This is a genomic window from Crossiella sp. CA198 (assembly GCF_052078295.1).
Taxonomy (GTDB): domain Bacteria; phylum Actinomycetota; class Actinomycetes; order Mycobacteriales; family Pseudonocardiaceae; genus Crossiella.
This window is the reverse complement of record NZ_JBQJIM010000008.1, coordinates 128,859-142,303: the sequence shown is the minus strand read 5'-3', so window position 1 is coordinate 142,303 and position 13,445 is coordinate 128,859. Positions and strand designations below refer to the sequence as shown.

The window sequence follows — 13,445 nt, the reverse complement described above, 5'->3', positions numbered from 1 at the left end:
GGGCATGACAACACGGATTCTGGTGACCGGGGCGACCGGCAACGTCGGCCGCGAGCTGCTCGCCCAGCTGTCGGAGGTGGAAGTCGTTACGCCACAACGGGATCGGGTCGATCTGGCGCGGCCGGAGAGCCTGCGGGACTGCCTGCGCGGGGTGGACGCGGTGTTCCTGCTCTGGCCGTTGCACAGCGGCGCGGCGCTGCCCGGTGTGCTGGCCGAGATCGCCCGGCACGCGCGCCGGGTGGTGTTCCTCGGTTCGGGTGGGGTGCGCGACCTGAGCATGGACGGGCAGGAGGAGCTGATCCGGCGCTGCGGTCTGGAGTGGACGGTGCTGCGGCCGAGCACCTTCGCGGTCAACACCCGTTGGTGGGCCGGGCAGATCCGGGCGGGGGACCTGGTGCGCGGCAGTCACGGCGGGCTGGGCATGGCGCTGCTGCACGAGGCGGACATCGCGGCGGTCGCGGTGCGCGCGCTCACCGGGGACGGCCACCACGGCCGGGTGTACCGGCTCACCGGGCCCGCGGTGCTCAGTCAGGCCGAGCAGGTGCGGATCCTCGGCGAGGTGCTCGGCCGCCCGCTGCGCTGGGTGGAACTCGACCGGCCAGCCGCCCGCGTCCAGCTGATCGCCGACGGCCTGCCACTGTCCTTTGTGGACGTGCTGCTGGACGCCTACGCGAGGATGGCCGCCCAGCCCGATCCGGAGATCACCGAGGATGTGGCGGCGGTGACCGGCCGGCCCGCCCGCGCTTTCCGGCAGTGGGTGGCCGACCACCGGGCCGAGTTCTAACCCAGGTCGTGCTCGTGCGCGTAGATCACCGCGTGCACCCGGGTGCGCAGCCCGAGTTTGGCCAGCACCCTGGCCACGTGGGTTTTCACCGTGCCCTCGCCCACGCCGAGTTCGGCGGCGATCCCGGCGTTGCTCAGCCCACGGGCCAAGGCGCGCAACACGGTTCGCTCCCGGCCGGTCAGCGCGCCCAGCTCCGGTCCCGGCGGCGCGGGCGAGAGCTGGGCGAACCGCCGGATGAGGCTGCCGGTGACCTTGGGGTCGATCAGCCCCTGCCCCTGGTGGATCGCCCGGATCGCGCTGGTCAGCAGCTCGGGATCGTTGTCCTTCAACAGGAATCCGGCCGCCCCTGCGCGCAGCGCCCGGTAGAGGTAGTCGTCCAGGTCGAAGGTGGTGAGCACCAGGATCCGGGCCGGCGTGCCCGCCAGCTCCTCGATCGCGGACAGGCCGTCCTGGTGCGGCATCCGGATGTCCATCAGCACCACGTCCGGGCGGCGCCAGCGGGTCAGGTGCACGGCCTCGGCGCCGTTGGCCGCCTCGCCGACGATCTCGATATCGGGTTCGGCGGAGAGCAGCAGGCGCAGTGCCTCGCGCACGGGTTGCTGGTCATCGGCCAGCAGCACCCGGATCATCGCGGGACCCAGGGCAGCACGGCGTGTACCCGCCAGCCACTGTTGGCCGGCCCCGCAGCACAGGAGCCGCCGAGTAGTTCGGCCCGCTCCCGGAGGCCGCGCAGGCCGTGACCGTCGCTGGTCGACGCCGGCCCGCCCGACCCGTTGTCGCTGACCGTGATCTCCAGCTCCGTCCCGTTCCGCCGCACCGCCACCTCGATCTGCGACGCGCCCGCGTGCCGCACCGCGTTGGTCAGCGACTCCTGCACGATCCGATAGGCGTGCTGCCCCAGCAACTCGGGCACCGGCGTGTCCGCCCCGCGCACGGTGATCCGCGGCCCGCCGTGGCCCAGCCGCGCCGCCAGTTCCGGCAGCCGGTCCAGCCCCGGCTCCTCCCGCAGCGCCGCCAGCAGTTCGCGGGTCTCGGTCAGCGCCGTCGCGGACAGCTCGGTGATCCGCTCCAGGGCACCCGCCGCGGCGGTCGGCACCCGGCTGCCCGCCATGGCCTGCAACCGGATCGCGGTCAGGTGGTGGCCCACCGCGTCGTGCACGTCCCTGGCGATCCGCAGCCGCTCGTCCGCGACCATCCGGCCCAGTTCGGCCCGCCGCAGCGAGGCCGCTGACTCCACCCGTTCCCGGTGCAGCCGCAACGCCGTGCCTGCCGCGATCGGGGACAGGCCCAGCAGCAGCGCCTCGGTGATGAACGGGGTCGCCGGCGGGGCGGGCGCGGCGAGTCCGTAGAGCACGGTCCAGGTCAGCGACAGGGTCACCACCAGCGCGAACCGGTCCCGCCGGTGGTAGACGGCGGAGCAGAACGCGGCCGCGGTGACGGTGCGGCCGGACCAGCCGGGCAGGCCGGTGCCCAGGAAGGCGATCACCGCGCAGACCAGGGCCACGCCGACCGGGTACCGGCGGCGCAGCACCAGCGGCAGGCTCAGCGCCAGGCTGGCCAGCACCGGCGGCCAGCCCAGCGTGCCGCGTTCCAGCAGCACGCCGCCGGCCAGGGCGAGGAAGGCGGCCCCGGCCAGGAGGGCGTCCTGGCGCAGGGGCCGCGACAAGGCGATCACCCGGTCAGTGTTCAGGGATTGGCCGGGCAGGTCGTGCCGTTTGGCGGAAGTGCGCCGGTGGTGAAGTAGCGGTGCACGTGGTCGCGCAGGCAGCGGTTGCCGCCGTAGAGGTAGTTCGCGTGCGCGCCGTCCACCGCGATGTGCCGGGAACCGGGCAGCTGCGCGGCCACCCGGCGACCGTAGTCCACTGTGGTCACCGCGTCGTGGATGCCGTCGGCCAGCAGCGAGGGCGGCCGGAGCGCGGGCCGGATCGGTTGCGGGGCAAAGCCTTTCACCGCAGGGAAGCCGGTGCACTTGAGCACGTTCACCCAGGCATGCCGCCAGCCCAGCAACGGCGCCACGGTGGCGCGGACCTCCGCCACGATCCGGCTCACTTCCGCGTACCCGGTGGGGTAAGGGAAATCCGAGCAGCTGATCAGCCGGTTGACATCGGTCTCCACCGGGATCGACGGCACGCCGACCAGCTTGCTGGCATCGCCCGCCGCGGCCTCGGCGATGCCCTCGGCCAGCCGCGGCCACTCCCGCTCGAAGTCTGCGAAGGTGCTGGAGATGATCCGCGAGGCCGTGCCCGGGCCGCCGTGCACCGCCCCCGGCGCCGGGATCGGCTGCCGCTCGGCACGGGCCACCAGCTCGGTCCACACCCGCACCAGATCCCGCCCGTGCAGCGCGCAGCTCTGGGTGCGATCACACCATTGGGCGAACCGGTGCAGGTTCCGTTCGGTCACCGCGGCCCGGGAGGCCACCCAGTCCCGCTGGGAGCGGTTGGTGTGGTCGTACACGCTGTCCAGGAAGAACCGTCCGGCCCGGTGTGGGAACAGGGACAGGTAGGCCTGGCCGAACACGGTGCCGTAGGAGTTGCCCAGGTAGCGCAACCGGGATTCGCCGAGCGCGGCCCGCAGCGCGTCCAGGTCGTGCGCGACCTGCCGGCTGTCCAGCTTCCCGCCCAGCGGTCCGGCCGCGGCCGTGCAGCTCTCGCCGAAAACCCGGCTGCGCACGGTGTGCTCGTCGAAGGCGGCCTTGGTCGGAAAGGTCCACTCCAGCGGCATCGGGGCCGGGCTCGGGCAGGTGATCCCGGCGCTGCGGCCCATCCCGCGCGGGTCGAACAGGACCACGTCGTACCACTGGGTGAGGTCGGTGAACTGCTCGCGCAGGTGCGGCAGCAGGTCGAGGATCGCGCCCGGCCCGCCGGGGTTGATCACGATGGAGCCGAGGCGGCGGGACTGGTCGCGGGCGGGGAAGCGGGCCAGGCCGAGGTCGAAGCGCGGACTCGCGGGGGCGGCGTGATCGGTGGGGACGGACAGAGCGGCGCACTGGAGGCCCGGGCCGCAGTCCCGCCAGGACAGCGTGGGTGGCCGGGCCCGGCTCGGCGGCGAGCAGGGCGGCGTCGGCCGTGGCGCCCGGGGCGGGCAGGGCACTGGCGGGTGGCGCGATCAGCGCGGCCAGCGTCGCGCCGACCGCCGCGGCGAGCACCCGAAAGGTCAAGTTCACCCGCCAAGGCTGTCCGTCCGGACGCTCCCGCCGCGTCTGCAATCCGGCAGACGCGATCCGCCGCGACCCGCGCTAGTCGGGCAGGACCACCGCGACGATCCCGGCCAGGTGCGCCAGCCTGGCCACCTCCGCCGCCCGGAACATCGGCCCGCCGGGCCGTCCCACCAGCAGCACCCGCTCCGGGTTGCCCAGTGGGGTGGCGGCCAGTTCGGTGCCCAGCTCCTGCCAGGTCTCCGGCACCCACGGCTCCTCGCCGTCGAGCACCGTCGCCTTGTGCAGCGGCAGCCAGGGCAGCTCGATGGCCTTGGTCTCCGGGGCGGCGCTGCTGGCCGCCATCCGGTACGGGCCGTCGCCGTTGTCGCCGACCACCACGGCCCAGCCGGCCCGGATGATCCGCGGCACGCCCTCGGTGAACACCGCCAGCCCCTTGCGCGGCTCGGCGGCGATCTCCTCGACCAGCTCCAGCTCACGGTGGGTGTTCAGGATGCCCGCGTACGGCCGGACCGCGTCCACCTCGACGCCCTCGACCGATTCGGCCGCGGTGATCAGCACGTCCGGCAGGCGGCCCGAGGGCAGCTCCACCACCAGGTCGTCGATGGCCACGCCGACCCCGCGTTCGACCACGTCCACGCTCAGAATGTCGGCCCCGATCTCCCCGAGCGCCGACGCGACCGCCCCCAGGGTGCCGGGACGGTCGGGTAGCTGCACGCGGATCAGGAAGGACACGGCCGCCGATTGTCGCAGACCCGGATGACAACGCCGATTCCGCCGTCCACATGTCGAGAGAACCCGCCCAGTTATCCACAGCGTGACCAGCCGACCAACAACCCGTTCGGGACCGCGCATGGGTGCGCCATAGACTCGCCCCGAACAATGCCCCGCATCCGGGCAGCAACTTTCAGGGAGTCCACCAGTGCCCACCATCTCGCGCGACGAGGTAGCGCACCTGGCCAGACTGGCCAGGCTCGCCGTCACCGATGCCGAACTGGACCTGTTCGCCGGCCAGCTGGACGGCATCATCCAGGCGGTGGCCAAGGTCGGCGAGGTAGCCGCCGAGGACGTCCCGCCGACCTCGCACTCGGTGCCGCTGACCAACGTCTTCCGCGCCGACGAGATCGTGCCCTGCCTGTCACACGAGGACGCGCTCGCCGCCGCGCCCGCCAGCGAAGACGGCCGCTTCCGCGTGCCGCGCATCCTCGGGGAGGCGTGATCATGACTGACCTGACCAGGCTCACCGCGGCCGAGCTGGCCGCGAAGATCCACTCGCGGGAGGTCTCCGCGGTGGAGGTCGCCAAGGCGCACCTGGACCGGGTGGCCGCGGTGGACGGCGCGGTGCACGCCTTCCTGCACGTGGACACCGCGGGCGCGCTGGCCGCCGCCGAGGCCGTGGACAAGTCCATCGCCGCCGGTGAGGCCCCCGCCTCGCCGCTGGCCGGGGTGCCGCTGGCGCTCAAGGACGTGCTCACCACCAGGGGCGTGCCCACCACCTGCGGCTCCAAGATGCTCGAGGGCTGGATCCCGCCGTATGACGCCACCGTCACCCGGCGGCTGCGCGAGGCGGGCGTGGTCATCCTCGGCAAGACCAACATGGACGAGTTCGCGATGGGCTCCTCCACCGAGAACTCCGCCTACGGCCCCACCCGCAACCCGTGGGACCTGGACCGCATCCCCGGTGGCTCCGGCGGCGGCTCCTCCGCCTCGCTGGCCGCCTTCGAGGCCCCCCTGGCCATCGGCACCGACACCGGCGGCTCGATCCGCCAGCCCGGCGCGGTCACCGGCACCGTCGGCGTCAAGCCCACCTACGGCGGCGTCTCCCGCTACGGCCTGGTCGCCTTCTCCTCCTCGCTGGACCAGGCCGGGCCGTGCGCGCGCACCGTGCTGGACGCGGCGCTGCTGCACGAGGTCATCGCCGGGCACGACCCGCTCGACTCCACCTCGCTGAACGTGCCGGTGCCGCCGGTGGTCGCGGCCGCCCGCCAGGGCGCCAGCGGCGACCTGTCCGGCCTGCGCATCGGCGTGGTCAGCGAGTTCAGCGGCGACGGCTACCAGCCGGGCGTGCTGCGCTCCTTCGAGGCCGCGGTGGCCACCCTGGAGAAGCTGGGCGCGGAGGTCATCGAGGTCTCCTGCCCCAACTTCACCTACGCGCTGCCCGCCTACTACCTGATCGCGCCCAGCGAGTGCTCCTCCAACCTGGCCCGCTTCGACGCCATGCGCTACGGCCTGCGGGTCGGCGGCGACGATCCGTCGCTGGACGCCGAGCAGGTCATGTCGCTGACCCGCGAGGCCGGGTTCGGCCCCGAGGTCAAGCGCCGGGTCATCCTGGGCACCTACGCACTTTCCGCCGGCTACTACGACGCCTACTACGGCTCGGCGCAGAAGGTCCGCACGCTCATCTCGCGGGACTTCAGCACCGCCTTCGAGCAGGTCGACGTGCTGATCTCGCCGACGACGCCGACCACGGCCTTCCGCATCGGCGAGCGCACCGCAGACCCGATGCAGATGTACCTGGCCGACCTCTGCACCATCCCGGCCAACCTGGCGGGCAACGCGGCGATGAGCGTGCCCAGCGGTCTGTCGGATGAGGACGGGCTGCCGGTCGGGCTGCAGATCATGGCGCCCGCGCTGGCCGATGAGCGGATGTACCGGGTGGCCGCGGCGTATGAGGTCGCGCGCAACGACGCCGAGGGCGGTGCGCAGATCCACCGGGTGCCGGACCTCGCGGCGGGCGTGCGGTGAGCGAACGCAGTGAGCGGGAGGACACCCGCCAGGCGGTCGGCCAGGTGCTGCGGGGACTGGAACTGTTCCCGCTGCCCGACGGCTGGACGCCGATCGAGGCGCTCGCGGTGGTGAAGTGCCTGGACGCCAGCGGCACGCCCACCTGGTGTACCCGGCGCACCGCCGGGATCAACGACGAGGAACTGCTCGGGACCATGGTGCTCCAGTCCGAGCTGCTCAAGCGGGACATCCTGTCCGACTGGGAGGACGACGGCGATGACGACTGACGTCACGGCAGACCTGCTGCCCTACTCCGACGTGGTCGAGCGCTTCGACCCGGTGCTGGGGCTGGAAGTGCACGTCGAGCTGCACACCAACACGAAGATGTTCTGCGGATGTCCGACACAGTTCGGCGCCGACCCCAACACCCAGGTCTGCCCGACCTGCCTCGGCCTGCCCGGCGCGCTGCCGGTGGTCAACGGCAAGGCGGTCGAGTCGGCCATCCGGATCGGTCTCGCGCTCAACTGCGAGATCGCGGAGTGGTGCCGGTTCGCGCGCAAGAACTACTTCTACCCGGACATGCCGAAGAACTTCCAGACCTCGCAGTACGACGAGCCCATCGCCTTCAACGGCTACCTGGACGTGGTGCTCGACGACGGCGAGATCTTCCGGGTGCAGATCGAGCGCGCGCACATGGAGGAGGACACCGGCAAGTCGCTGCACGTGGGCGGCGCGACCGGGCGCATCCACGGCGCGGAGTTCTCCCTGCTGGACTACAACCGGGCAGGCGTGCCGCTGATCGAGATCGTCACCAAGACGATCCACGACACCGGTGAGCGCGCGCCCGAGGTGGCCCGCGCCTACGTCAGCGCACTGCGCGACCTGCTCAAGGCCCTCGACGTCTCCGACGTGCGGATGGACCAGGGCTCGCTGCGCTGCGACGCGAACGTCTCGCTGATGCCCAAGGGCAGCACCGAGCTGGGCACCCGCTCGGAGACCAAGAACGTCAACTCGCTGCGCAGCGTCGAGCGGGCCGTGCACTTCGAGATGCGCAGGCACGCCGCGGTGCTGACCAGCGGCGGCGAGGTCATCCAGGAGACCAGGCACTTCGACGAGTCCACCGGCAGCACCAGGGCCGGCAGGCGCAAGGAGACCAGCGAGGACTACCGGTACTTCCCGGAGCCCGACCTGGTGCCGATCGCGCCGACCCGGGAGTGGGTGGAGGAGCTGCGGGAGACCCTGCCCGAACTGCCCTGGCAGCGCCGCAAGCGCATCCAGCAGGACTGGCAGCTTTCCGACCTGGAACTGCGCGACCTGGTCAACGCGGGCGCGCTGGACCTGGTCGCGGCCACCGTCGAAGCGGGCGCTTCGCCGGATGAGGCCCGGTCCTGGTGGGTGGCCTACCTGTCCCAGCAGGCCAACACCCAGGGCATCGAACTGACCGCGCTGGCCATCACCCCGGCCCAGCTGGCCAGGGTGATCGTGCTGGTGGCCGAGGGCAAGCTGACCAACAAGCTGGCCCGCCAGGTCGTCGACGGCGTGCTCGCCGGTGAAGGCGACCCGGACGCCGTGGTGCAAGCCCGCGGCCTGGTCGTGGTCTCCGACGACTCGGCCCTGCTCGCCGCGATCGACGAGGCCCTGGCCGCCCAGCCGGACGTGGCCGAGAAGATCCGCTCCGGCAAGGTCGCCGCGGCGGGCGCCGTGGTCGGCGCGGTCATGAAGGCCACCAAGGGCCAGGCCGACGCCAAGCGCGTCCGCGAGCTGGTCCTGGAACGCTGCGGCCAGTAGCAAGCTCGTACGACTTGGCCCAACCGGTACGCCCGGTTGGGCCAAGTCGTACGTCAAGTTGGGCCAAGCAGGCAGGCGGCCTAGTCGTTCCCGCCGCCCCCGCCACCCTGCGGCGGCAGCACGAACACCCGGTCGTCACTGGAGACCGGCTTGCCGCCGGCCTTGTTCAGCGTGCCCACCCAGGAGTTGCCGTCCGGCGCCAGGTCGACCCCGCCGAGCTGCCCGTAGACGCCCTTCAACGTGGTCTCCGGCCGCCCGGTGAACGCCCCGGTGTTGCTCAGCGCCAGGTTGAACATGCCCGCGCCCGCGGTCAGCGCCACCGACAACCGGTCGGTGTAGGCCGCGCAGCCCGCCACCCCGGGGCGGTCCGGCCAGGTCCAGGCCGGGGTGCCCAGCGGCTTGCCCAGGGCGAGCTTGTAGACCACATCCTGCTTGTCGGCGCGGTCGGTGACCCAGGTGCTGCGGTGGTCGCTGGTGCTGCAGATGCCGCCGGGGCTGGTCAGGCCGTTGGCGATGACCGCGCTGGAGGCGGTCGGATTGCCCTCGGCGGGCTTGCCGGAGGTGGTGATCCGCAGGACCTTGCCCGCCAGCGAGGCCGGGTCGTTGGCGGCGTTGCCGTTGCCCGCGTTGCCGGTGGCCACCAGCAGCGCGCCGGTGCGGTCCTTGGCCAGCGCGCCGCCGTTGTTGCGCGCGCCGCGCGGGATGCCGGTGAGCACCGGCTTGGGGCCGTCGCCCTTGGCGATGCGCACCACCCGGTTGTCCGCGCCGGTGGTGACATAGGCGAAGACCAGGCCGTCCTCGGCGTAGCTGGGCGAGAGAGCCAGGCCGGTCAGGCCGCCGCCACCGGCGCCGTCCACCGGGATGCGGGCGAACTCGACCGGGGCCTGGCCGGGCTGGACCTTGAAGATCCGGCCGCTGACCCGCTCGGCGGCCAGCGCCGACTGCCCGTCCGGCAGCACCGCGACCGCGGCCACCTGGTCCAGGCAGGTCGCCACCACGGCGGGGTCGAAGTCCTTGCAGCCATCCGGCGGCGGCACCGGGGTGTTCGGCCGCTGCTGCTGACCGCCGCCACCCCCGCCGCCCCCACCAGGCGGCGGACCGCCCTGCGGCTGCAGCCGGGGCTGCTCGGTCCAGTCGGCCTGGCGGACCTCGGGGAAACTCGCGCAGCCGGAGACCAGCAGGGCGAGCGCCACCATCCCGACAAGGGACGTCCGTCGCGTCGAACCCGGGGCTGGCATGGTCACCAGGGTAGGTGGGCGCAGGTGAACCCGGGGTTAGAGTCGGCGGGTGACCCTGACAGTGCTCTTGCCCGACTACCCGGGGGCCGCCGAGCTGGTCTCCGCGATCGACGGGGTGCGGGTGGTCAGCTACGACCCGCGAGACCAGCTCAGCATGCCTGCCGAGGCGGTCGAGGCCGAGGTCTTCGTGCCCCCGTTCCTGGCCTCCCGCGAACTGGTGCCGCTGGCCAGGACCTTCCCGAGACTCAAGCTGGTGCAGCTGCTCAGCGCGGGCGCCGAGGCGTGGATCGGCGCCCTGCCCGAGCACGTGCGGCTGTCCAACTGCCGGGGCGCGCACGGCGGCAGCACCGCGGAATGGGTGGTCGGCGCGCTGCTGTCGATCTACCGGGATTTCCGCGAGTTCGACGCCGCCCAGCGCGCGGGGGAGTGGGCCTACCACCCGACCGACACCCTCCAGGACAAGCGGATCCTGGTCGTCGGCGCCGGTGACCTGGGCTACCAGCTCGAACGCAGGCTGACCCCGTTCGACACCGAGGTCACCCTGGTCGGCCGCACGGCGCGCGAGGGCGTGCGCGGCGAGGACGAGCTGCCCGACCTGCTCGGCCGCTACGACGTGGTGATCGTGGTGGTGCCGATGACCGAGGACACCCGGCACCTGGTGGACGCCAAGTTCCTGGCCTGCATGGCCGATGGCGCGATCTTCGTCAACGCCGCCCGCGGCCCGGTGGTGGACACCGACGCGCTGCTGGCCGAACTCACCAGCGGCCGCCTGCGCGCCGCCCTGGACGTCACCGACCCGGAGCCGCTGCCGGCCGGACACCCGCTGTGGACCGCGCCGAACCTGCTGCTCACCCCGCACGTGGCCGGCAGCGTGGCCGGTCAGCACCAGCGCGCGTTCGCCATCGTGGCCCGGCAGATCGCCCAGTTCGCGGCAGGCGAGGACCCGGACAACCTGATCCGCGGCAGCTACTGACCCAGCCCGGCCGCCACCGGGCCCCACCCTCGCGGCGAGGCCGATCTCACAGGTCCGCGCGCTGACCAGCGCCGTTGCCGCCGCACCCGCCTCCGCGCCGCCCCCGGCCCGCCGCCCGGGTCGCCGAAGTGGCCCGGATCACCTAGCCTGCTTGGGCGTGAGCACTCACGACAGCGGCCCCGGCACCAGCGGGGGCGCGCACCACTTCGACGACGCGGGCTACACGTCCACCGGAACCACGGCGGCGCTGCCCGTTGACCAGGCCGGCGGTGCGGACACCGTGCGGCGCAAGCCCTTCGCGTGGAACAGTGGCGCCGACCTCGGGCTGCTCGTCCTGCGCCTGGTGCTCGGTGGCACGTTCATCGCGCACGGCGCGCAGAAGCTCTTCGGCGCGTTCAACGGACCGGGTATCAGCGGATTCGCCAAGTTCCTGGAGTCCTTCGGGTTCCAGCAGACCCGGATCCTGGCCTACGTCACCGGGATCACCGAGCTGGGCGGCGGCGCGCTGATCGTGCTCGGCTTCCTGACCCCACTCGGCGCGGCCGGACTGCTCGGCGTGATGATCAACGTAGTCACGCTGAAGTGGAACAACGGCTTCTTCCTCGGCTCCACCGGCACCGGCTTCGAGTTCGACCTGGTGCTCGGCGCCCTGGCCGCCGCGCTGCTCTTCCTCGGCCCAGGCCGCGCCGCGCTGGACAACGGCCGCGCCTGGGCGCGCGTCCCACTCCCGTGGGGCGTGCTCTTCCTCCTGATCGCGGCAGGCTCCTCGGTGATCACCCTGGTAGTCCTCCGCTAACCCACAACGGCCAACCCACCGTACGACAACGGCCAACACGCCGTACAAGAACGGCCAACACGCCGAGCGGGTTTCAACCCCTCGCGAGTGTTGGCCGTTGTTGTACGCAGTGTTGGCCGTTGTGGACGGTGTGTTGGCCGTTATTTGGCGGGGTCGCGGACCGCGCCGGTGGCGGCGGAGGTGGCCAGGCGGGCGTAGGCGCGCAGGGCCTTGGACACCGGGCGCTGCCGGTCCACCGGCTGCCACGGGTTCTCGCTGGCCTCCATCTTGGCCAGCCGCTCGGCCAGCACCGCCGGGTCCACCAGCAGCTCCAGCTTGCGCTGGTGCACGTCGATGACGATCTCGTCCCCGTCCCGCACCAGCCCGATCAGCCCGCCTTCGGCCGCTTCCGGCGAGATGTGCCCGACCGAGATGCCCGAGGACCCGCCGGAGAAGCGGCCGTCGGTGATCAGCGCGCACACCTTGCCCAGCCCGGCGCCCTTGAGGAACGCGGTGGGGTGCAACATCTCCTGCATCCCCGGCCCGCCCGAGGGCCCCTCGTAGCGGACCACCACCACCTCGCCCGGTTGCACCTGCTTGCCCAGGATCGCCGAGACCGCCTGCTCCTGGCTCTCCACCACCCGCGCGGGGCCGCGGAAGACCCACAGCTCCTCGTCGATGCCGGCGGTCTTGATCACCGCGCCGTCCTCGGCCAGGTTGCCGCGCAGCACCGCCAGGCCGCCGTCCTTGGTGTAGGCGTGCTCCCGGTCCCGGATGCAGCCGCCCGCCGCGTCGGTGTCCAGCGAGGACCAGCGGTTCTCGGTGGAGAAGGCCTGGGTGGTGCGCACCCCGCCGGGCGCGGCGTGGAACAGCTCCACCGCCTCGGCCGAGGGCGATTCGGCGCGGATGTCCCAGGCGCCCAGCCACTCGTCGATGTTCGCGCTGTGCACCGTGTGCACCGCGCGGTTGAGCAGCCCGCCGCGGTCCAGTTCGCCCAGGATGGCCGGGATGCCACCGGCCCGGTGCACGTCCTCCATGTGGTAGTCGGAGTTCGGGCTGACCTTGGCCAGGCAGGGCACCCGGCGGCTGACCGCGTCGATGTCGGCCATGGTGAAGTCGATCTCCGCCTCGTGCGCGGCGGCCAGGATGTGCAGCACGGTGTTGGTCGAGCCGCCCATGGCCACATCCAGCGCCATCGCGTTCTCGAACGCGGCCCGGTTGGCGATGTTGCGCGGCAGCGCGGAGTCGTCGTCCTGCTGGTAGTACCGCTTGGCCAGCTCCACCACGGTGGTCCCGGCCCGCTCGAACAGCGCCCGCCGGGCGGCGTGCGTGGCCAGGGTGGATCCGTTGCCGGGCAGGGACAGCCCGAGTGCCTCGGTGAGGCAGTTCATCGAGTTCGCGGTGAACATGCCGGAACAGGAGCCGCAGGTCGGACAGGCCGAACGCTCCACAATGGACAGACCTTCGTCGTCGACGTCCGGGCTGGCCGAGGCGGCGATCGCGGTGATCAGGTCGGTGGGCGCCTGGGCGACCCCGTCCACCACCACGGCCTTGCCTGCCTCCATCGGCCCGCCGGAGACGAAGACCACCGGGATGTTCAGCCGCAGCGCGGCCATCAGCATGCCGGGGGTGATCTTGTCGCAGTTGGAGATGCACACCAGCGCGTCCGCCGCGTGGCCGTTGACCATGTACTCCACCGCGTCCGCGATCAGCTCGCGGGAGGGCAGCGAGTAGAGCATGCCGCCGTGCCCCATGGCGATGCCGTCGTCCACCGCGATGGTGTGGAACTCCCTGGCCACCCCGCCGGCCTCGGCGATCTTCTCGGCCACGATGTCCCCGAGGTCGCGCAGGTGCACGTGGCCCGGCACGAACTGGGTGTAGGAGTTGGCGATCGCCACGATCGGCTTGCCGAAGTCGGAGTCGGTCATACCGGTGGCGCGCCACAGCGAACGGGCGCCTGCCGCGTTGCGGCCGTGGGTGGTCACGCGGGAGCGGAGCGGGGGCACTGC

General features: G+C 72.5%; 13 protein-coding genes. 7 read left to right on the top strand and 6 right to left on the bottom strand.

The genetic code is table 11. The features are described from left to right. The first annotated feature begins 4 nt into the window (after positions 1–4). Complete coding sequence (locus tag ACTOWY_RS15335; RefSeq protein ID WP_441310281.1) at positions 5–784, top strand: NADPH:quinone reductase; 780 nt, start codon at positions 5–7, stop codon at positions 782–784. Here ACTOWY_RS15335 and ACTOWY_RS15330 read toward each other — a convergent pair. The 4 genes from ACTOWY_RS15330 to ACTOWY_RS15315 all read right to left on the bottom strand — a co-directional run bounded on the left by ACTOWY_RS15330 (position 781) and on the right by ACTOWY_RS15315 (position 4,673). After that, a complete protein-coding gene (locus ACTOWY_RS15330; RefSeq protein WP_441310280.1) occupies positions 781–1,413 on the bottom strand; it encodes a response regulator in 633 nt (210 codons plus the stop codon). The two genes, ACTOWY_RS15335 and ACTOWY_RS15330, sit on opposite strands and share 4 nt — an antisense overlap. Beyond that, positions 1,410–2,459, bottom strand: a complete 1,050-nt coding sequence (locus ACTOWY_RS15325; RefSeq protein ID WP_441310279.1) for a sensor histidine kinase — start codon at positions 2,457–2,459, stop codon at positions 1,410–1,412. The genes ACTOWY_RS15330 and ACTOWY_RS15325 overlap by 4 nt, the downstream gene beginning before the upstream one ends. Before the next feature lie 11 nt (positions 2,460–2,470). Then, complete coding sequence (locus tag ACTOWY_RS15320) at positions 2,471–3,874, bottom strand: alpha/beta fold hydrolase (RefSeq protein WP_441310278.1); 1,404 nt, start codon at positions 3,872–3,874, stop codon at positions 2,471–2,473. Between the two features lie 145 nt (positions 3,875–4,019). Continuing rightward, complete coding sequence (locus ACTOWY_RS15315) at positions 4,020–4,673, bottom strand: ACT domain-containing protein (RefSeq protein WP_441310277.1); 654 nt, start codon at positions 4,671–4,673, stop codon at positions 4,020–4,022. A 187-nt stretch (positions 4,674–4,860) separates the two neighbouring features. On the opposite strand from ACTOWY_RS15315, the gene gatC reads away from it, so the two are divergent. Genes gatC through gatB form a run of 4 tightly spaced genes read left to right on the top strand, consistent with a single transcriptional unit; the run spans position 4,861 to position 8,450 of the window. Next, positions 4,861–5,157: an Asp-tRNA(Asn)/Glu-tRNA(Gln) amidotransferase subunit GatC gene (gene gatC / locus ACTOWY_RS15310; protein WP_185009277.1), complete on the top strand. Its 297-nt coding sequence runs from the start codon at positions 4,861–4,863 to the stop codon at positions 5,155–5,157. A gap of 2 nt (positions 5,158–5,159) precedes the next feature. Continuing rightward, entirely contained in the window at positions 5,160–6,683 is a 1,524-nt protein-coding gene (gene gatA, locus ACTOWY_RS15305; RefSeq protein WP_441310276.1) for an Asp-tRNA(Asn)/Glu-tRNA(Gln) amidotransferase subunit GatA, read from the top strand. Next, the gene (locus ACTOWY_RS15300; protein ID WP_185009272.1) at positions 6,680–6,949 is read left to right on the top strand and encodes a hypothetical protein; all 270 of its coding nucleotides are present in this window, start codon (positions 6,680–6,682) and stop codon (positions 6,947–6,949) included. Before gatA ends, ACTOWY_RS15300 begins: the two co-directional genes overlap by 4 nt. Further along, positions 6,939–8,450, top strand: a complete 1,512-nt coding sequence (gene gatB / locus ACTOWY_RS15295; protein WP_441310275.1) for an Asp-tRNA(Asn)/Glu-tRNA(Gln) amidotransferase subunit GatB — start codon at positions 6,939–6,941, stop codon at positions 8,448–8,450. The genes ACTOWY_RS15300 and gatB overlap by 11 nt, the downstream gene beginning before the upstream one ends. Before the next feature lie 80 nt (positions 8,451–8,530). Here gatB and ACTOWY_RS15290 read toward each other — a convergent pair whose 3' ends face one another. Then, the gene (locus ACTOWY_RS15290) at positions 8,531–9,646 is read right to left on the bottom strand and encodes a PQQ-dependent sugar dehydrogenase (protein ID WP_441310274.1); all 1,116 of its coding nucleotides are present in this window, start codon (positions 9,644–9,646) and stop codon (positions 8,531–8,533) included. Positions 9,647–9,737: 91 nt separating this feature from the next. On the opposite strand from ACTOWY_RS15290, the gene ACTOWY_RS15285 reads away from it, so the two are divergent. Next, positions 9,738–10,661 carry a 2-hydroxyacid dehydrogenase gene (locus tag ACTOWY_RS15285; RefSeq protein ID WP_441310273.1) on the top strand — a complete coding sequence of 308 codons (924 nt, stop codon included), beginning with the start codon at positions 9,738–9,740 and terminating at the stop codon, positions 10,659–10,661. A gap of 157 nt (positions 10,662–10,818) precedes the next feature. After that, positions 10,819–11,457, top strand: a complete 639-nt coding sequence (locus ACTOWY_RS15280; RefSeq protein ID WP_441310272.1) for a DoxX family protein — start codon at positions 10,819–10,821, stop codon at positions 11,455–11,457. Between the two features lie 140 nt (positions 11,458–11,597). On the opposite strand, the gene ilvD is transcribed toward ACTOWY_RS15280, so the two are convergent. Then, positions 11,598–13,442 carry a dihydroxy-acid dehydratase gene (gene ilvD, locus ACTOWY_RS15275; protein ID WP_441310271.1) on the bottom strand — a complete coding sequence of 615 codons (1,845 nt, stop codon included), beginning with the start codon at positions 13,440–13,442 and terminating at the stop codon, positions 11,598–11,600. Positions 13,443–13,445 lie beyond the last annotated feature (3 nt).